17 protein-coding genes and 1 tRNA gene are annotated in these 18,967 nt (G+C 64.1%); 6 read left to right on the top strand and 12 right to left on the bottom strand.

The window, feature by feature from the left end; genetic code table 11:
* Positions 1 to 131: 131 nt before the first annotated feature.
* Positions 132 to 1,253: a glutamate 5-kinase gene (proB, locus tag P6U27_RS01930; protein WP_122400428.1), complete on the bottom strand. Its 1,122-nt coding sequence runs from the start codon at positions 1,251 to 1,253 to the stop codon at positions 132 to 134.
* 193 nt (positions 1,254 to 1,446) lie between these two features.
* Here proB and P6U27_RS01935 point away from each other — a divergent pair, with 193 nt between their 5' ends.
* On the top strand, positions 1,447 to 2,412 hold the full coding sequence (locus tag P6U27_RS01935; protein ID WP_162500067.1) for a Bug family tripartite tricarboxylate transporter substrate binding protein: 966 nt from the start codon (positions 1,447 to 1,449) through the stop codon (positions 2,410 to 2,412).
* A gap of 37 nt (positions 2,413 to 2,449) precedes the next feature.
* Here the strand turns inward: P6U27_RS01935 and P6U27_RS01940 are convergent, their stop codons facing one another.
* From P6U27_RS01940 to P6U27_RS01950, 3 genes are all read right to left on the bottom strand, one after another.
* Complete coding sequence (locus tag P6U27_RS01940) at positions 2,450 to 4,084, bottom strand: alkaline phosphatase family protein (RefSeq protein ID WP_122400430.1); 1,635 nt, start codon at positions 4,082 to 4,084, stop codon at positions 2,450 to 2,452.
* A gap of 261 nt (positions 4,085 to 4,345) precedes the next feature.
* Positions 4,346 to 5,386, bottom strand: a complete 1,041-nt coding sequence (gene obgE / locus P6U27_RS01945) for a GTPase ObgE (RefSeq protein ID WP_122400431.1) — start codon at positions 5,384 to 5,386, stop codon at positions 4,346 to 4,348.
* Between the two features lie 85 nt (positions 5,387 to 5,471).
* The gene (locus tag P6U27_RS01950; RefSeq protein ID WP_122400432.1) at positions 5,472 to 5,954 is read right to left on the bottom strand and encodes a MaoC family dehydratase; all 483 of its coding nucleotides are present in this window, start codon (positions 5,952 to 5,954) and stop codon (positions 5,472 to 5,474) included.
* Positions 5,955 to 6,200: 246 nt separating this feature from the next.
* Here P6U27_RS01950 and P6U27_RS01955 point away from each other — a divergent pair, with 246 nt between their 5' ends.
* Positions 6,201 to 7,115, top strand: coding sequence for a DMT family transporter (locus P6U27_RS01955; RefSeq protein WP_122400433.1), 915 nt, complete (start codon positions 6,201 to 6,203; stop codon positions 7,113 to 7,115).
* A gap of 186 nt (positions 7,116 to 7,301) precedes the next feature.
* On the opposite strand, the gene P6U27_RS01960 is transcribed toward P6U27_RS01955, so the two are convergent.
* The 3 genes from P6U27_RS01960 to rplU form a co-directional block, all read right to left on the bottom strand.
* Positions 7,302 to 7,895: a GNAT family N-acetyltransferase gene (locus P6U27_RS01960; RefSeq protein WP_162500068.1), complete on the bottom strand. Its 594-nt coding sequence runs from the start codon at positions 7,893 to 7,895 to the stop codon at positions 7,302 to 7,304.
* Positions 7,896 to 8,041: 146 nt separating this feature from the next.
* The gene (rpmA, locus tag P6U27_RS01965) at positions 8,042 to 8,311 is read right to left on the bottom strand and encodes a 50S ribosomal protein L27 (protein ID WP_008538809.1); all 270 of its coding nucleotides are present in this window, start codon (positions 8,309 to 8,311) and stop codon (positions 8,042 to 8,044) included.
* A 103-nt stretch (positions 8,312 to 8,414) separates the two neighbouring features.
* Positions 8,415 to 8,801 carry a 50S ribosomal protein L21 gene (gene rplU / locus P6U27_RS01970; RefSeq protein WP_027572946.1) on the bottom strand — a complete coding sequence of 129 codons (387 nt, stop codon included), beginning with the start codon at positions 8,799 to 8,801 and terminating at the stop codon, positions 8,415 to 8,417.
* A gap of 333 nt (positions 8,802 to 9,134) precedes the next feature.
* Here rplU and P6U27_RS01975 point away from each other — a divergent pair, with 333 nt between their 5' ends.
* Entirely contained in the window at positions 9,135 to 10,259 is a 1,125-nt protein-coding gene (locus tag P6U27_RS01975) for an ROK family protein (RefSeq protein ID WP_122400435.1), read from the top strand.
* Between the two features lie 263 nt (positions 10,260 to 10,522).
* Here the strand turns inward: P6U27_RS01975 and P6U27_RS01980 are convergent, their stop codons facing one another.
* Positions 10,523 to 11,386, bottom strand: a complete 864-nt coding sequence (locus tag P6U27_RS01980) for an alpha/beta fold hydrolase (protein ID WP_122400436.1) — start codon at positions 11,384 to 11,386, stop codon at positions 10,523 to 10,525.
* 244 nt (positions 11,387 to 11,630) lie between these two features.
* Here P6U27_RS01980 and P6U27_RS01985 point away from each other — a divergent pair.
* Positions 11,631 to 11,720, top strand: a tRNA-Ser gene (locus tag P6U27_RS01985).
* Between the two features lie 307 nt (positions 11,721 to 12,027).
* On the opposite strand, the gene P6U27_RS01990 is transcribed toward P6U27_RS01985, so the two are convergent.
* Positions 12,028 to 13,233, bottom strand: a complete 1,206-nt coding sequence (locus P6U27_RS01990) for an integrase core domain-containing protein (protein ID WP_122400437.1) — start codon at positions 13,231 to 13,233, stop codon at positions 12,028 to 12,030.
* Positions 13,234 to 13,457: 224 nt separating this feature from the next.
* Between P6U27_RS01990 and P6U27_RS01995 the strand changes: the two genes are divergently transcribed.
* Positions 13,458 to 14,183, top strand: coding sequence for a hypothetical protein (locus P6U27_RS01995; protein ID WP_407193596.1), 726 nt, complete (start codon positions 13,458 to 13,460; stop codon positions 14,181 to 14,183).
* Positions 14,184 to 14,353: 170 nt separating this feature from the next.
* Here P6U27_RS01995 and P6U27_RS02000 read toward each other — a convergent pair whose 3' ends face one another.
* Positions 14,354 to 15,718, bottom strand: coding sequence for a PLP-dependent aminotransferase family protein (locus P6U27_RS02000; RefSeq protein WP_407193597.1), 1,365 nt, complete (start codon positions 15,716 to 15,718; stop codon positions 14,354 to 14,356).
* A gap of 158 nt (positions 15,719 to 15,876) precedes the next feature.
* Between P6U27_RS02000 and P6U27_RS02005 the strand changes: the two genes are divergently transcribed.
* Positions 15,877 to 16,737: a DMT family transporter gene (locus tag P6U27_RS02005; protein WP_122400440.1), complete on the top strand. Its 861-nt coding sequence runs from the start codon at positions 15,877 to 15,879 to the stop codon at positions 16,735 to 16,737.
* A 12-nt stretch (positions 16,738 to 16,749) separates the two neighbouring features.
* On the opposite strand, the gene P6U27_RS02010 is transcribed toward P6U27_RS02005, so the two are convergent.
* On the bottom strand, positions 16,750 to 17,964 hold the full coding sequence (locus P6U27_RS02010) for an EAL domain-containing protein (RefSeq protein ID WP_122400441.1): 1,215 nt from the start codon (positions 17,962 to 17,964) through the stop codon (positions 16,750 to 16,752).
* Positions 17,965 to 18,253: 289 nt separating this feature from the next.
* Positions 18,254 to 18,679 carry a hypothetical protein gene (locus tag P6U27_RS02015; RefSeq protein WP_162500069.1) on the bottom strand — a complete coding sequence of 142 codons (426 nt, stop codon included), beginning with the start codon at positions 18,677 to 18,679 and terminating at the stop codon, positions 18,254 to 18,256.
* Positions 18,680 to 18,967: the final 288 nt, after the last annotated feature.

The following is an 18,967-nucleotide window of genomic DNA, read 5'->3' on the forward strand; positions in this document are numbered from 1 at the left end:
ATGACCCAGCCCGACGTCATTCCGGGGCGGTGCGTCAGCACCGAACCCGGAATCTCGAGACTCCCCGGTGCGCAATTGCGCACCTGAGGTCTGGTCCCTCGGACCATCCCGGAATGACGAAGCAAAGGTCCTTACCCGCCCACCACCAGATCATCCCGGTGGATCATCTCCGCGCGGCCGCTGATGCCGAGGATGGTCATCACGTCAGGGGAGGAGCGCCCTTTGATCCGCTCGGCATCGTCAGCGTCATAGGCGATCAGGCCGCGGCCGACCTCGCTGCTGTCGGGGCCGCGCACGATCACGGCATCGCCCCGGGCGAATTGGCCCTCGACCTTGATCACGCCAGCCGGCAGCAGGCTGGCGCCGGCGCGCAGCGCGGTCACCGCGCCGGCGTCGATGGTCAGCGTGCCCTTCGGCTCCAGCGTGCCCGCGATCCAGCGTTTTCGCGAGGTGATGGGATTGGCGGGCGTGAGGAACCAGGTGCAGCGGCCGCCATCGGCGATCGCCTGCAAGGGATGCTCGATCTTGCCGGAGGCGATCAGCATGTGGGTGCCGCCTGTCGTCGCGATCTTGGCCGCCTCGACCTTGGTGCGCATGCCGCCGCGCGACAGCTCGGACTCGGCATCCCCCGCCACAGCCTCGATCTCCGAGGATATGCTGTCGACGACGGGAATCAGTTTGGCGTTCGGGTTGTTCTTCGGCGGGGCGTCGTAGAGCCCGTCGATGTCGGACAGCAGCACGAGCAGGTCGGCGCTCGCCATGGTGGCAACGCGCGCGGCGAGGCGGTCATTGTCGCCATAGCGGATCTCGGTAGTGGCGACCGTGTCGTTCTCGTTGATCACGGGGATCGCACGCCACTCCAGCAGCTTGCCGATGGTGGAGCGGGCATTGAGATAGCGGCGGCGCTCCTCGGTATCCTGCAGCGTGACCAGGATCTGGCCGGCGTCGATGCCGTGGGCCCCGAGCACCTCCGACCAGATCCGCGCCAGCGTGATCTGGCCGACTGCGGCAGCGGCCTGGCTCTCCTCGAGCTTCAGCGGGCCGCGCGGCAATTTCAGCCGGCTGCGGCCGAGCGCGATCGAGCCGGAGGAGACGACGAGGACGTCGCGCCCTTCCTTGTGCAGCTTGGCCATGTCATCGGCGAGCGCGGCGAGCCAGGACGCCCGCACCTCGCCCTTGTCGGAATCGACCAGCAGCGCCGAGCCGACCTTGACGACGATGCGGCGGAATTGACTGAGTTCGGGGCTGGCCATGGCGCGCTTGGAGATCTGCTCTGCATTGGAAACGGCGGAGCGGAGAGAGCGGCGCCGGTGAGGCCTGCTTTTGCAGCATGACGATGGCCGGCGCAAGGCGCCGAGATGGTAAACGGCCGAAGGCGGCCTTGTCTTGGACGCCGTTCCGGTTCTAATGCGGGCAACCAAAAAAACGGGGCCGGAGAGCAAACCTATGAACCGCCGCAAATTCATCACCGGATGCTTGGGGCTGCCGCTCCTAGCGCAGGCGGGCGGGGCGCAAGCGCAGGCCGGGCTGAGCAAGATCATCTTCCCCTTCGCGGCCGGAGCCGGCGGCGACACGCTGTGCCGGCTCATCGCACAGGAGATGGCCCCGGTGCTGCAACGGACCATCGTGGTCGAGAACCGCACCGGTGGTGACGGCCTGATCGGCATCAAGGCGGTGAAGGGCGCAAGCCCGGACGGCAGCATGGTGCTGGTGACGACGGGGCCGACCATGTACCTGCTGCCGATGGTGGAGACGACACCGAGCTTCGACACGTCGAAGGATTTCATGCCGGTGTCGCTGCTGGCGCGGTTCGAATTTGCGCTGGTGATCAACCCGGCGGTCGATGCCACCGATCTCAAGAGCTTTGTGACTTGGCTCAAGGCGCATCCGGACAGGACCTCGTTCGGGGTGCCGAGCAACGGCACCATTCCGCATTTCATGGGTTCCAAGCTGGAGAAGGATCTCGGCATTCCCCTGACCCGCGTGCCCTATCGCGGCAGCGCCCCGATCCTCAACGACCTCGTCGGCGGCCACATTGCTTTCGGCATCACCACGTTGGCCGACGCGCTGCCGCAACATCGCGCCAAGGGCGTGAAGATCATCGTGGTCGCGAGCGCGGCCCGCTCGCCCTTTGCGCCTGAGGTGCCCACTCTGAAGGAGAGCGGCATCGATCTCGTTGCCGATGCCTGGTACGGCATGTGGCTTCCGGCCGGCAGCCCGCCGGATTTCGCCGCCAAGCTCGGCGCTGCGGCAAGCGCGGCGCTCGCCAAGCCCGAGGTGAAGGAGAAGCTGACGGCGATCGGGCTCATTCCGGTCGGCAGCAATGCGGACGGGCTGTCGAAGGAGCTCGCCGCGAATACGGCGTTCTGGCAGCCGATCGTGAAGGCGACTGGATACAAGATCGAGAATTAGGCCTCGCTCACACTCCAAGAAAGCTGTGCCCTGTTCGCTACATCTTCGCGCGCTGGGCGAGGCCGTCCTTGATTGCGGCGAGCTCTTTCTCGTCCCAGATGCCGATCAGGATGCCGCCCTTCACCTGGAGCTGGTTGTCGGCATAGGAGGCGATTTTCTCGCGCGGTGTCGTGATGTGGTCGTTCGGGTGCAGCGCCCAGTCGAACAGCTCGGCCTGCAGCCGCGCAATGATGCTTGCGCATTCCGGGTCATCGCCGCGGTCGACGTATTCCTCCGGATCGGTTTCGAGGTCGTACAGCATCGGGCGGAAGCCGGAGGCGTGGATGTATTTCCAGCGGCCGTCGAACACCATGAACAGGCGGCAGCGCTCGATCGGCTGGTTCAGCTTCAGCCGCACGTCCTGCATGGCGTAGTCGTATTCGGAGAACGCCACCTTGCGCCAGTCTGATGGCGTGGGCCCGCGCAGCAGCGGCAGCAGCGAACGTCCTTCGAGGATGTGGCCCGGCACTTTGCCGCCGAAATAATCGACGAAGGTCGGCGCGAGATCGATGGCCTCGACCAACGCATCGCTGCGCGTGCCACGCGTGGCGTCGGCGTCCCTGGAGGGATCGATGATGATCAGCGGGATCTTGGCCGACTGCTCGTGGAACAGATCCTTTTCGCCCATCCAGTGATCGCCGAGATAATCGCCATGATCGGAGGTGAACACGATCATGGTGGTCTCCAGCAGTCCGCGCGCCTCCAGGAATTTCATCAGCACGCCCATCTGGTCGTCGATCTGGGTGATCAGGCCCATATAGGTCGGGATCACCTTCTCCCGCGCCTCGTCGCGCGCCATGTTGCGAGAGTAGCGCATGTCCATATAGGCACCGAACACCGGATGCGGATTCTGCCGCTCGCGCTCGGAGCGAATCGCCGGAATCATGTCTTCGCTCGAATACATGCTGGCGTAGGGCTCCGGCGCGATGTAGGGCCAGTGCGGCTTGATATACGACAGATGCAGGCACCACGGCCGACCGTCGGTCTCGGCCTCGCTGATGAAATCCATCGCGCGCCGCGTCATGTAAGGCGTTTCGGAATGCTCGTCGGGCACACGCGCGGCCTTGTCGGCGTGCACCAGCAGCCAGCCGTTCTGCAGCGAGCCGTCGTCAGCCGCACCCGAATTGGCCCAATGCTCCCACGGATTGGCGGCGTCAAAACCTTGGCTGCGCAAATACTCGTCGTATTTCGGCCGCGGCCGACCGGTCGGATGCAGGCCGTCGTCGCGCTCGTAAGGCTCGAAGCCGCACTCGGCGACGTGCACGCCGATGACGGATTCCGGCGGGATGCCGAGCGCCTTCATGCCTTCGAGATCGGGCGCCATGTGGGTCTTGCCGACCAGCACGTTGCGCACGCCGATCTTGCCCAGGTGATCGCCGAGCGTGGGCTCGCCGACACGCAGCGGCCAGCCGTTCCAGTGCGAGCCGTGCGAGCGCATGTAGCGCCCTGTGTAGAACGACATCCGTGACGGGCCGCAGATCGGCGATTGCACATAGGCCTTGGTGAAGAGCACGCCGCGCCTCGCCATGGCGTCGATGTTGGGTGTCTTCAGCGTGGGATGGCCGGTGCAGCCGAGATAGTCATAGCGAAGCTGGTCGCACATGATCCAGAGTACGTTCTTCGCGCGCGCCATGCTTTGTCTCCGCCCCTTCTTGATTTTCTGAATGCTGCTCTATCGATGGCGCGAAGACAACCTCTCCCGGAGGGCCCGGAGGGAGAGGTCGGCATAGGCCGCCTTTGGCGCCCGTACTTGGCAGAACGGCGAAGCAAGCTTCGGCTACGGCGCCGGGTGAGGGGTTGCGCTCTCTCGTGGGACCTGAGCCCCCTCACCCGATTTGCTGCGCAAATCGACCTCTCCCCGTTGGCGAGAGGTATGGAGAGAGCGCCGCCCGCCTTAAGCCGACCACGGCTCCGCTTCGGCGGCGCTCTTGGCTTTGGCCGAGACCGGGCTTTCGCCGATCACATCCGCAAGCGCCCGCAGTGCTTCCTTGACGCCCTGGCCGGTGACGCCGGACAGCAGCAGCGGCGTCTTCTTGGCGGCGCGCTTGAGGCGATCTTTCTGCTTCTTCAGTTCGTCCGGCTCGACCGCGTCGATCTTGTTCAGCGCGACGATCTCGACCTTGTCGGTGAGCTGCCCGCCATAGGCATCGAGCTCCTTGCGCACCGTCTTGTAGGCCTTGCCGGCGTGCTCGCTGGTTGCGTCGACGAGATGCAGCAGCACGCGGCAGCGTTCGACATGGCCGAGGAAGCGGTCGCCGAGGCCCGCGCCTTCATGCGCGCCCTCGATCAAGCCGGGAATATCCGCCAGCACGAATTCGCGGCCGTCGGCATTCACGACGCCGAGCTGCGGATGCAGCGTGGTGAAGGGATAGTCGGCGATCTTCGGCTTCGCCGCGCTGACCTTGGAGAGGAAGGTCGACTTGCCGGCATTGGGCAGGCCGACCAGGCCGGCGTCCGCGATCAGCTTCAGCCGCAGCCAGATCCAGCGCTCTTCGCCGGGCTGGCCGGGATTGGCGTTGCGCGGCGCGCGGTTGGTCGACGATTTGAAATGCGCATTGCCGAACCCGCCATTGCCGCCCTCGGCCAGCACGAATTTCTCGCCGACCTTGGTGAAGTCGTGGATCAGCGTCTCGCGATCCTCGTCGAAGATCTGCGTGCCCACGGGGACCTTCAGCACGATGTTCTTGCCATTGGCGCCGTGGCGGTCGGAGCCCATGCCGTTCTCGCCCTTCTGGGCCTTGAAGTGCTGCTGGTAGCGGTAGTCGATCAGCGTGTTGAGCCCGTCGGCGACCTCGATGATGACATTGCCGCCGCGGCCGCCATTGCCGCCGGAGGGACCGCCGAATTCGATGAACTTCTCGCGGCGGAACGCCACGCAGCCGTTTCCGCCGTCACCGGAGCGGATATAGACCTTTGCTTCGTCGAGGAATTTCATGGGCCATAGGTAGGCCAGCCGGTCCCGTGCGGCAACCCGGATCGATGCGCAAATCGGCCGAAATTCCGCGAATTTCGGCCCTTGCTTAACCAGCCGGTCGCCGTCTGAGCAGGAATTTCTGCGTGCCCTCCAGCACCAGCTCCTTGCGCTGGTTGAACACGGTGCTTTTGAGCGTCACCACGCCGGTGGTGCGCCCCGGCACCAGCTCCGTGACCTCGAGCGCCGGATAGATGGTGTCGTCGGCGAACACCGGCTTGAGAAACCGGCTCGATTGCTCGAGGAAGCCGACCAGGGACTCCTCGACCATGAATGGAAACAGGCCCGCGCCGGGCGCGGTGTGGATCAGGGTCTGGAAGCCGTGGGCGAGCAGATGTGGCATGCCGCGGGCGCGGCAATATTCCACGTCGTAGTGTACCGGATGAGTGTCGCCGCTCGCGGTCTGGAATGCGGCGAACACTGCCGAGGTCTGGGTTCGGCTCGGCAGCACGAAACGTTCGCCGACGACGAAATCCTCAAACCAGCGTTGCGTCGGGATCATGCGATGCTGGGCCGGATCGAAATCGGTCATGTCAGGGCTCTTTCGTCGATGTCGCCTGTATCGCTACCGCGATGCGAAGAGTGCGACAATCGGTTCAATTTGGTGGATGTGGGCTTGTCCGTGTCGCTCTCGTCATTAAAACGGCCGCAAGCAAGATTACTGGCGACGCTCTTTCCCGTCATTGCGAGCGCAGCGAAGCAAATCCAGACGGTCGCTGCGGAAAGATTCTGGATTGCTTCGCTGCGCTCGCAATGACGATCTCTGACAGTCCGATCAATGCCCCTCTTCAAGAATCCCTCCGCCTATGACGATCGCTCCGCGCGCCTCGCCGGCATCGGACTCATGGTGCTGTCGATCTTCATGTTCTCGTTCGGCGACGCCATGGGCAAGTTCCTGGTCGGGACTTATTCGGTGGGACAGCTCTTGTTCCTGCGCGCCTGCGCGGCGCTGCTCTTGCTGTCGCCGCTGATCTGGAAGCAGCGCCACCAGTTCCTGCATCTGGAGCGGCCGGGCCTGCAGCTGTTTCGCGTCGTGCTCTCGACGCTGGAGGTCGCGGCCTTCTTCCTCGCGACGGTCTATCTGCCGCTCGCCGACGTCATTACCTATTATCTCGCCGGTCCCATCTTCGTCACCGCAATGTCGGCGATCTTCTTAGGGGAGAGGGTCGGCTGGCGGCGCTGGACCGCGATCCTGATCGGCTTCTGCGGCGTGTTGATCGCGCTGCGCCCCTCGGCGCAGACGGTCAGCCTGCCGGCACTGATCGCACTCGGCGGCAGTCTCTCCTTCGCAACGCTGATGCTGATCACACGCAGCCTGCGCAAGACGCCCGACATCGTGATGGCATCGTCGCAATTCGTCGGCACGTTCTCGCTGGGCGCCGTGCTGTCGGCGTTCCACTGGGTGCCGCCGAGCCCCGGCAGTCTCGTGATCTTCGCGCTCGCCGGATGCGTCTCGGTGACCGCGCTGTTCTGCGTCAACCGCTCGCTCAAGCTCGCGCCGGCCAGCGTTGTCGTGCCCTATCAATATTCGATGATCGTCTGGGCCGTGATCTTCGGCTTCGTCGTGTTCGGCGACGTCCCATCCATCGCAACACTCGTCGGCGCCACGATCATCATCGGCGCCGGGTTCTACATTTACTTGCGCGAACGGGATTTGGGACGTCCGAGCAGCGAAGTGAATCCGCCAGCGTAGCTCTTACCCTCCCCTGGAGGGACCCTGGAGGGGGAGGGTCGATCGCGCGAAGCGCGAGCGGGGTGGGGTGATCTCTCCGCTCGGGGACTGCTTCCGCTGAGAGACTGTCACCCCACCCCGTCTCACATTTCGCTGCGCTCAATGTGAGCCGACCCTCCCCCTCCAGGGCCTCCAGGGGAGGGTAAGCTATCTCACCCGTCGCGCACTGCTCCAGCTCTTCAGTGAGGCCCACACGCCGCGTGACAGGCGGAAGCAGTCGACGGGCGTGGAGGAGCCCAGCGCCAGGAAGCGGTGCAGCTGCACGCCGCTCCACTGGAAGCCGCACTTTTCCAGCACCTTGCGCGAGGCCGGATTGGTGACGCGGGCGCCGGCATGGAGATGATCGTCCTCGAACTCCTCGAAGAAGAAGTCGATCGCGCCGCGTGCGGCCTCGGTGGCAAAGCCCTGGCCCCAATGCTCGACGCCGAGCCAGTAGCCGAGCTCGGCATTGCCGGGCTTGGAGCAATCGATGCCGACCATGCCGACCGGTCCGCTATCGTGCTCGATCAGGAACACGGTCTCGCTGCCGAGCTCGGCGGTGGCGCGGATGAATTCGGCGGCGTCGTCCTGCGAATAGGGATGCGGCAGGCGGCGCGTGTTCTCGGCGACACGGCGGTCGTTGGCGAGCCGGGCGATGGTCCTGACGTCGGCGAGGGTCGGCCGCCGCAAGGTCAGCCGCTCGGTGGCGACGACGCTGGGTCTCGCCTCCCGCAAGGTCACGCTCGAGAAATCCTGCAACATGTCCGGCTCCGTGAAAGTCACTAAGTCAAAGTGAGCAAAGAAAAGGGGAGGCCGGTTTCCCGCCTCCCCTGGAGCCTTCGATCTCTGTGATCTCTGGGACTCCGCCGGTTCAGTCGGGACCGGCGGACTCCAATTTGATCCACCGTCTATTCAGCAGCCTCTGCGATCGGGAGTACCGATACAAAGGTGCGGCCGTTGGCTTTGGCCTGGAACGCAACGCGGCCCTCGATCTTGGCGAACAAAGTGTGGTCCGTACCCATGCCGACATTAAGGCCGGGGTGCCAGGTGGTGCCGCGCTGACGCGCAATGATGTTGCCGGGAGTGACGATCTCCCCGCCGAACGCCTTGATACCGAGGCGCTTGCCCTTGGAATCGCGTCCGTTGCGCGATGAACCGCCTGCTTTTTTGTGAGCCATGGCTCGTCTCCGAAATCCTGCGTATCTCTAGATCAATTCCTTGACGGAATCATTTCAAAATTTCTCACGCCTCAATTCGTGAATTGGCGTGATCAATTCCGTTTTATTCGGCGGCTTCCGTTGCCGGCTCCTTGGCCACCTTCTCCTTCTTCGGACGCGGGCCCTTGGTGGGCTTGGCGCCATCCGTCAGGATCTCGCTGACGCGCAGCACGGTAATCTCGTCGCGGTAGCCACGCTTGCGGCGCGAGTTCTTGCGGCGGCGCTTCTTGAACGCGATGACCTTCGGGCCGCGCTTGTGGTCGAGCACCTCGACCGCGACGGACGCACCCGCGACCGTCGGAACGCCCAGCACCGGCGTGTCGCCGCCGACCACCAGAACTTCATTCAACTGCACGATCGAGCCGACTTCGCCTTCGATCTTGCCTACTTCCAAGACATCATCCGGCACGACGCGGTATTGCTTGCCGCCGGTTTTGATGACTGCGAACATCGTTTTTTTCCTTCGTGTTCAATCCCGGCCTCGCGACGGGTATCGTCCGGGCCGGCTTTTTGTCAGTCGCTACGGGTTTATGCGAGTCTGCGCGGGCGGGAGTTATCCCTTTGAAAACCCAGGCAAAAACAAGCGGCGCGAGAAACGCCCCGCGCCGGCTGTGGGACTTATAGCCGCCGGGGGCGGAGAGTCAAGGCAAACCGCCGAAAAGGGCCCGAATTTGAAGGATTTGAGCCATTTCCGAACGTTCGGAGAATCTCCGGCCCGCTCTGCAACCAACCGGTTCCCATCCCGTTGTGTCCTCGCAAATTGGACACGCGGGCAAGGGCTACCATGGCTACGGACGAGCTGGTCAAGACAACGGGTATCGCCCAGCACGGGGCGAGCCGCCTGCCGTCGGTCGATGTCGACAGCTTCAACATCGAGATCAAGGACGATGACGGCTTTCTCGGCGATCGCGCCAGCAAGGGGGCGTTTCGCGAGATCCTCGAGGAATGGCGCAAGCCGCTGCGCAAGAGCGGCGAGGATCCGTTCGGCGACGAGCCGTCCGACAAGCTCAGCAAGAAGTCCCTTGATGCCGTCCTGGTCGGCGACGACACCGAGGCAACGGCCGTCGTGCACAGCGCGATCGAGGACTTCGCGCAGGAGCTCGCTTACGTCACGCGGCGATTCCTCAAGACCAAGGCCTGGGCCAAGACCGAATGCATCGTGGTCGGCGGCGGCTTTCGCGCCAGCCGGCTCGGCGAAATTGCCATTGCCCGGGCCGAGATCATCCTGAAATCGGAAGGCTTCAAGGTCGACCTGGTGCCGATTCGATTCGATCCTGACGATGCCGGCCTGATCGGAGCCCTGCACCTCGCGCCCTCCTGGATTTTCGAGGCCTATGACAGCATTCTCGCCGTCGACATCGGCGGAACCAACATCCGCTGCGGCATCGTCGAGACACGGTGGAAGAAGGCGCCCGACCTGTCCAAGGCGGTGGTCTTCAAATCCGATCTGTGGCGTCACGCCGATGACGAGCCGAGCCGCGAAGTCGCGGTGAAGCGGCTGGTCAAGATGCTCGAAGGCCTGATCGAAGACGCCGAGGCCGAAGGCTTCAAGCTCGCGCCGTTCATAGGCATCGCCTGTCCCGGAGTGATCAACGCGGACGGCTCGATCGAGAAGGGCGCGCAGAATCTCCCCGGCAATTGGGAGAGCAGCAAGTTCAACCTGCCGGCGAGCCTCATCGAAGCCATCCCGCAGATCGGCGAGCACGATGCTGCGATCGTGATGCACAATGACGGTGTCGTTCAGGGGCTGTCGGAAGTGCCGTTCATGCAGCACGTCGATCGTTGGGGCGTGCTCACCATCGGCACCGGGCTCGGCAATGCGCGCTTCACCAACCGCCGCAAGGAGAACGGCAACGGAAAAGACCGGGATTCCACGGAGAACGGGAAGAAAAAGGGTAAAGCGGACTAGCTAGCGTTTTCGAGCGAAGTGGAGACCGGTTCGCGTCAAGAAAACGCGTCAGACGAGGACCTGAAGCCCGTCCGGGCTCCAGAGTAACCTTGACCGGTTAGGTTAAGGACCGGATTGCGTTGCGCCATGCGGACTACACGCTAGGGTCGAATCGTCGCTTCCACTCGGCCGGCGAAGCCGCCCTTCCCGGCCAGTATTTCAATGAGCGGCACGGGACCGCCAGTGTTTACCGCGTCTGGCGGTCCCACCCCGTTCTCATCCCCTCAGCTCCAGCCGGCGCGCTGAAAGAACGCCGCGATCTCGGCTGCCGCGCGATCGGGATCTTCCCGATGCGGGAAGTGGCCGACGCCGGGAAACATCGCAAGATCGAGCGTGCTGAACGTCTCGCCCAGCCGATCGGTCCACGCATAGGGAAACAGCGGATCGTGCTCGGCCCAGCGCACGCAGGTCGGCACCTCAATCGTTGGAAGCGGTAGCGCTTCGCCTTTCATCATCGCGATCCGGCCGGCATGCGAGGCGCGATAATGCGCAAAGCCGCCGGCGAGATTGCCGTCTTTGAAGAAATTGTCGGCGAAGGCGTCGAGGACGTCGTCGAAGGCGCCCTTCCGGTGCGCCCAGCACTTGAGGAAATGGCCGATATAGAGCCGGCAGCTCTCGCGGCTCGCGCCGATCAGCGCAGGCGCAATCTCCATCTGGTGGAAGGACTGGTACCAGATGTGGTTGAGCCTATCAGGCGCGGCCATGCGCGGCCCGATCCCGGGATAGACGAAGTCGAAGAAGAAAAGCCCGGCGAGCCGCCCGGGCGCCTGGCGGGCCAGCGGCTGCATCATGGCGCCGCCGACGTCATGGCCGACCACGCCGAATCGGTCGATGCCGAGCCCGTCCATCAGCGCCAGCATGTCCGCCGCGTGGCCTTCCGGCCCGTAAGGGCCATCGGGCTTGTCGCTGTCGCCGAAGCCGCGAAGGTCCGGCGCTACGAGCATGAAGCGATCCGAAAGACGCGCCATGACCGGCTCCCAGGTCAGCCAGAATTCCGGCCAGCCATGCAGCAAAAGCAGCGGTTTGCCCTTTCCAGCGCGGACCAGGTGGAAATCGGCGCCATTGGCCGAGATCGTCAGATGCTCCATGGCGGTTCCTTTCGGAGCAAAAGCGTTTTCCAGCGAAGTGGCCACCGGTTCGCGTCAAGAAAACGCGTCAAAACAAAAATCCAGGGCTCCGTTCCGGTTCATCGGAGCGGAGCTCCAGGCCAAGAGGGACGACAAGGGCTGAACGAGGCAGCGGATTTTCCCCTTTGGCGCCTTGTCTGGCCCGCCATCCTCGCCTATTAACGCCCCCAACCACAGGGGCCGCAGCTCCTATATGGCGCCTTCAGGAGAGGTGGCAGAGTGGTTGAATGCACCGCACTCGAAATGCGGCATAGGTGCAAGCCTATCGGGGGTTCGAATCCCTCCCTCTCCGCCATAATAAAACGTGTCCGGCCCGGAGACATGGGTAACGAAACGTACCTAAGAGATGGGTGACAACCTCGTGCCGATCGGGTTGTCGCGGGGTTTCAAAGTCATCTGCTCCAAGTTCGCTTCAAATTGAGATGGCCTGCAATCTGCTGCATTTCAGCGTGACGCATTCATGGCACGGCTATTTTTGCTCGGCTCGCGCTATCGCCGTCAACCCCGCGCGTGCCGCGCCCCTTCGGGCTTCGGGGTTGACCGCGACAGCGGAGCCAAGCAAGTGGCCTTCCATGCCAAGAATGCACAAGAGCGCGTCTCCGTCAGGGCGCCGTGGTCGTGGCGGGGACATCGGTGATGGGCCTCGGACCGAACGGGTTGTCGAGAGGTTGCAAGGTCTTCTGTTCGAGATCGAAATAGCCGAGATCGTAATGCATGAAGCTGACGAGCCAGATGCCCTCGTCGACCTCCTTGATGCCGAGCTTCTGGCCAGCCAGGACGGTTGAGATGTTGATCCTCTTGCGATGCAGGCAGAGGCGGCCGCAGGCAGTGACGACGACGTCGCGGTCGTGGAAGGGATAGCTCAACTCCGGCAGGCCGGCATAGGCCCGCGCTGAGGCCGTGTAGACCTCGGCAGGGCACTTCATGCCGAGCGCCTCGTGGGGGCGCTCGGTATTGAACTCGTGCACGAAGGCATCGAAGCGCTCCTGCTGTTGCAGGCTGTTGAAGCCAGGCGGCCTGGTGGCCTCCTTCTTGAGGGTGAGGTGCATGCGCTCGTGCCGGCCATTTTGTTGCGGATGACCTGGCTTGATGCGCTCGATGGCGATACCGAGGCGGAGCCACCATACCGAGAGCTTGGAAAGATTGAACAAGGCATTGGGACTGGCAAACGGCACGCCATTGTCGGACCGAATGGCAAGCGGCAGGCCGCGCTCGCGGAACAGGCGCTCGAAGGCGGTCATGGCAGGCTCCTCGCGCGTGGAGTCGAGCGCCTCGCACAGCAGCAGGAAGCGCGCGGCATGATCGCTGACGGTCAGCGGGAAGCAGTAATGGCTGTTGCCAAGCTTGAACTCGCCTTTGAAGTCGGCGCACCAGACATCGTTCGGGGCAGTCCCTTGCGATAGCGACGTGCCGCGCGCGCGATGGCGCGGCCCGCCGCCCCGCCTGACCAGGCCGTGGCGATCGAGCACCGCATGAATGGTGCTTTTGGCCGGCACCCGGACATCGCCGTCGAGCCGTCGCACCAGGAGTTCGCGGATCTTGCGGGCCCCCCAATGCGGCTTCTCGGCCTTGAGCTGGACAATCAGCGTCTCGATCTGGGCCGGCAGTTGATTGGCGTAGCGAACCGGCCGCCTGGAGCGGTCGCTCAGCGCCTCCAGGCCATGTTCCTTGTAGCGATCGAAAATCTTGTAGCCGGTCTTACGGGAGATGCCGAACTCCCGGCAGACATCCGTCATGGCTTCCCCGTCCAACAGGCGGGCGACAAAGCGAAGGCGCTCCTCCATTACCGAACTCGCTTTCCACGGCATCCACACCTCCCGCAGAACAAAAGCGGAAAGTGTAACCCATGTGCCCGGTACGTTCTGTCACCTATGTCTCGGGCCGCTCAACGGCTTCAGGAAAGCCCCGCAAAATCCGGCCTTACCGCACGCCAGAGGTGTCTGGTGTAGCCCCTGCATGGCTTGCCAAGAGAGGCAATGCTAAATCCGAACGTCATTGTCTGCGAGCCTATTGCCTTCCCGACGCCGAATTCATGGCGCGCGACCAGTATCAGGACTTCATCGATGGATTCGGATTCCGCCGAACCCTGCTCTGTCACGGCGATGTTCCGCTCCAGCGCAAGATCAACATGGACTTCGTGCGCCGCTTCCATCTGCTGTCCTCGACAGAACCGGTCGCGCCGGACTTCTGCCTGGCGGATACATCCGAGCTGGAGTTCAAGACCCAGGAGGGAAGTTCGCTACGCGTTTCGCATCCTCTGTTGAAGTCAGCGTATCTCACGCTCGGGAGGGCATGGCCATCGACGCTGACGTTCGATGAATTGGTCGATGAAGCGACCCGCCAGCTGGACCCGCAACTGCCCTCGGCAGAGGATGTTCAGTTACTGGTGGAGGCAATGTTCGTTCTTGCCTGCAGCGGAGAGGTCGGCTTCTTCCTGTCGCGCCCCAAGCTGACACGGCATGTCAGCGACCGGCCTCTCGCCAGCCCGGTCGCACGCATGCAATCGCAGAGCGACACCATGGTTACGAACATGTTGCATCAGACCGTTCGTCTGGAAGATGAGCGTGGATGCCAGGCTCTTCAGCTTCTCGACGGCTCGAGAAGTTTCGATGAGCTGGTCGAAGTGATTTGTGGCGGCATGGCAAATGCCGCTGACCGACATCAGTCCTCGGTAGAGCGGGTAGATCCGGCGGCCGTGGCGGGAGACCTCCGTCAATTCCTGCAAACGGCCGCCAAACTTGGGCTGCTGATTGGCTAGCGTTCAATTCTTGAGGCAACGGATGGGTTGCTCCGAGCAGCGGTGCTATCCGCATGAAGAGGCATTGATTACCCGATCGGAGAGTCCTGTCCGCACTGTCCATATTGGAAGCGCAGGAATCGTTGGACCGGGAAGCTCGATTCGAACTGAGGCGGCTGGTCCGGCGCAAGTTACGTCTTGCGACCGGCCAGCACCCGCCGCAGCACGTCCCACATCCGCGGCTCGTTCATGTGCGCGACGTTGAATCGCATGAAGCTCGTGGCCGTCTGCGCCACGCTGAACACGTTGCCCGGCGCGAGCACGACGTTCTCCTCGAGTGCGGCGCGCGCAACGGCCGTGGCGTCCAGCCCATCGGAAAAGCGGCACCAGAGGAAGAAGCCGCCGCGCGGCATCAGCCAAGGCTCGATTCCCAGCGCCTGAAGTTTGCGCGCGATGTCGCGGCGGGTGCGGGTGAGCTTCCGTCTCAGTTCATCCATGTGCTTGCGATAGCTGCCGCCGGCCAGCACATTGGCGATGATGTCGGTCGCAACCGGGCTCGGTCCGCCAAAGCTTGTCGCGACCTGGAGGTCGACCAATTGCTCGATCCAGTCGGCGCGTCCCGCGATATAGCCGCAGCGCACCGAGGCCGACAGCGTCTTGGAGAAACTGCCGATGCGGATCACGCGATTGAGCCCGTCGAGTGCGGCAAGGCGCGGCGAGCGCTCCGGCTCGAAATCGCCGAAGATGTCGTTCTCGATGATGGTGAGATCGTGCGCGGCCGCCGCTGTCAGAAGCCGGTGCGCGGTCTGCAGCGACGTCGTCGCGCCGGTCGGGTTGTGCAGGGCTGAGTTGGTGATGTAGAGCCGCGGCCGTTCGCTGGCGAGGATCTGTTCGAAGCGCGCGACGTCGGCGCCCGACGGCGTGGTGGGCACGCTGATGATCTTCGCCTGATGCGCGCGCAGCAGCGCCCGAAAATTGAAGTAGCAGGGATCGTCGACCAGCACCGTGTCGCCGGGGCGGAGCAGGAAGCGGCAGATCAGGTCGGTTGCCTGCGTGCCGGAACCCGTCAGCATCAGCTGGTTGACCGAGGCCTCGATCTCGTCTTCGGCGAGTCGCTTCAGCAGCAGCCGGCGCAGAGCGGGCGAGCCGGACGTCGTGCCGTAATTGGTCGAGACGCTCGCATCCGTGCGGGCAAGTGCGCGCGCGGCGCGGCGCAAGGCGTCCTCCGGCATCCAGTCGGGCGGCAGCCAGCCGCAGCCGGGCTTGACCACGCTCGCGTCGGCATCGAGCGATTGCCTGGATACCCAGAACGGGTCGACCGCGCGGTCGCGGCGCGGCTCGGCTTCGGTCAAGGCCAGCGGCGGCATGACGCTCGGCGAAACATAGAAACCCGAGCCGCGGCGGGCGCGGATCAGGCCTTCGGCCGCCAGGCGATCATAGGCTTCCACCACAGTGGACGGCGAAACGCCCATGGCCGCGGCAAGACGGCGGATCGATGGCAGCCGGTCGCCGGCACCGAGCGCGCGGGCAGCGACCCTCGCGCGGATCGCACTCATCACGTCGATCGTCCGCGTTCCGTTGCGCCCCTTTGTCTGCGCCTCGCCGTCCAAACTGTGCGACCTTCCATATCAATACAGTTTGGCAGAATTGTACTGAATTGTCGCTGTCCTTGCCATCGCGGAAGTCCGAAGATCGCCGTCCAAAAGGGGGGGCCATGCACTCTACCGCCACCGGCTGGGGCCACGGGCTTCTCGGCGTCATCATCTTCAGCGGCTCGCTGCCGGCAACGCGCGTGGCCGTCGGCGGCTTCTCCGCGCTGTTCCTGACGTCCGCGCGCGCCGTCATCGCGGCGTTGATCGGGGCGGCGGTGCTAGTCGTGCTCCGTCAGACCCGACCGCAGCGGCACGATCTCGCCTCGCTCGCCATCGTCGCCATCGGCGTCGTGGTCGGCTTCCCCCTGCTGACCGCGCTCGCGCTCCAGCACATCACCTCGGCGCGTTCCATCGTCTTCATCGGCCTGTTGCCGCTGTCGACCGCGATCTTCGGCGTGCTGCGCGGCGGCGAGCGGCCGCAGCCGCTGTTCTGGCTGTTCGCCGTGCTCGGCAGCGCCACGGTGGCCGGCTTTGCCCTCTCCGGCGACGGCGCGGCGTCGCTCACCGGCGATCTCCTGATGGTGGCCGCGATCGTGCTGTGCGGCCTCGGCTATGCCGAAGGCGCCGCGCTGTCGCGCCGCCTCGGTGGCTGGCAGGTGATCTCCTGGGCGCTGCTGCTCGCGCTGCCGTTGATGCTGGCGCTCGCCATCCTGACGTGGCCGCCCGCCTGGAGCGGCGTCGACGTGCCCGCCTGGATCGGGCTCGCCTATGTCTCGGTCTTCAGCATGTTCGTCGGCTTCATCTTCTGGTACCGCGGGCTCGCAATCGGGGGCATTGCGCGCGTCGGCCAGCTTCAGCAGCTGCAGCCATTCTTCGGCCTCGCGCTCGCAGGTCTTCTGCTGCACGAGCCCGTGGCCTGGAGCATGATCGCCGCGACCGCGCTCGTGGTCGTCTGCGTCGTCTTCGCGCGGCGGTTTGCCTGAAGCCTATCGGCCTCACGCCTGCCCCATCACGGTCCGGGTCAGCGCGCTCCTCGCAAACTTCTTCAGCGGCATCGGCTTGCCGAACAGGAAGCCCTGCACGAGGTCGAAGCCGAGCTCGTTCGCCGCGACGAGGTCGGCGCGGCTCTCGACTCCTTGCGCCACCGCGCGTGCGCCGAAGCTCTGGGCCAGCTCGACGATGTGACGGCACACCGTGCGCTTGAGCCGGTCATTGCCGCTGCCGGTGACGAACTGCCGGTCGGCCTTCAGCCTGACGAAGGGAATCCTGTCGAGGCCCATCAGCTCCGGCCAATCGGCGCCGAGATTGTCGACGGCCAAGCCGATGTTGTGCAGACCGACCTCGCGCGCCACCTCGGTCAGGTGGTCGAGATCGCGGGTCGCTTCCTGGCTGTCGATCTCGACGGTCAGTCCGCCGAAGGCCGGATGCGTCGGCACGCGGCGGCAGAGATCGCGCACGGCCTGCGGTTCCCTGAGATAGCAGGCGGGCAGATTGATCGACAGATCGACCGGGCTTTGTTGCTCCAGCAGATAATGCCAGTCTTGCAAGGCACGATCGATCACGAACTCCGAGAGCTCCCGAAAATGCGGATCGTGCGGCTCCGGGATGAAGTAGGCCGGCGGCACCACGCCCCAGGTCGGATGCCGCATCCGCACCAAGGCCTCGGCGCCGCTGCGCACCAGCGTGCGCGCGTCGATCTTGGGCTGGTACCACAGCTCGAGCCAGCCGGCGTGCAAGGCTTCTCCGACATGCACGGCCGGGCTCGGCGCCGGCTCCTCCGGCAGCAGCATCGCAACGCGCTCGCGCAGCGTCTCCGCGGCAAAGGGCGTCGTGAGCGGCGGCAGCATCGCAAGGCCATATTCCTCACCGACCTGCCGCACGGCTTTGACGATGATCGACTCGCGGGCGCCGACGGCGAGAACCCTGCCGGCAAATGCCTCGCGCACCAATATCTCGAGGAATCGTCCCGGCTCGATGCCATCGGCGGCGACGCCGAGCAGGATCAGGTCCGGCAGTTCGGTGGCGAGCACGGTCTTCAGCTCATCGGCGCTGGCACATTCGCAGGTGACGAAGCCGAGATCCTCGAGCACCTCGCTGAGAAAGGCGCGCAAGTGACGCTTGCTGTCGGCCACGCAAGCGCGCGGCGTCACCTTTCGCCGTCCGAAGGTCACAGGCCTCCGGCCGACGAGTTCAGTCATCCCATCGTTCATTACACCACTCCCGTTCCGTGACGTTTTCTTAAACGCTGAGCGTGGGTTCAAATAAGGAGAGCTTCACATCGTTCTTGAATAATTTGAGTAACGTTAAGCCCTGCAATTCGAGCTAATTTGTCGACAGAATCTTCGAGAAGAATTCGCATACCCGAGCACCACACAGGCAACGACAAGTCAGCGCAGGCGAAATCTTCCTCGCGCGTCCGACTGTCGTTGCTTGCCGATGAACTGAGACGAGCGACGCGGTTGCATCGCCATCCGGTTCAACGATGACGCTTCCGCAGGATTAATTGCCGGCGGCTTTTTCGTGTTGCGCCGTGCCGATCGCCTTGTAGTCATACGTCGGATAGAATTCGGTGCGGTAAGCGCCCCACGCGGTATCCTCGATGACGCGGTTGACCTCGCGCAGCCGTCCGGCCGGCAGGCGCAGCGTGATCACCTGTCCGATGCCCATCATCACGTACCAGCTCACGACCTCGACGCCGGGCGGCGGAAACGCCTTGTAGAAGCCCTGCTTGTCGAGCTGCGCATTCAGCTCGTTCAACGGGCGGGACTGGTCATGCTTGAAGAAGACGGTGAGCAGCACCGCATTGTCGGCGGTCGGCGCCGCATTGCCTTGCTGCGGCACCGTCTGCGCCATCGTCGTGGAAGTCAGCGCCAGCGCGACCGTGAGCAGGGCAGACATCGTCAATATCCGTCGGTTCGACCTCATCGCGGATTTCCTTCCCAATGCTCGAGCGATGGATCGGAGCATAGGAGTGATGGCACGGCCGAAGAATTCATTTTCGCGCGATGCGCGCATGTCTCGATTTCGCTCGTGACGGTTCTGCGACAAGGCGCGCCGGATGAGACGGCGCGCGTGTGAAACACATCACATGTGCATTGCCGCAGCTGCGCTATTGGTCCGCGTAGCCGGTGGAGGGCTGTCGAGGATTACAGCTATGTCGATGCGGCGAATGATATCTTGGTGGTTCAGATTCGTGCTGTCAGGGCGATTTAT

Source organism: Bradyrhizobium sp. STM 3566 (genome assembly GCF_045571445.1).
Classification (GTDB): Bacteria; Pseudomonadota; Alphaproteobacteria; order Rhizobiales; family Xanthobacteraceae; genus Bradyrhizobium; species Bradyrhizobium vignae.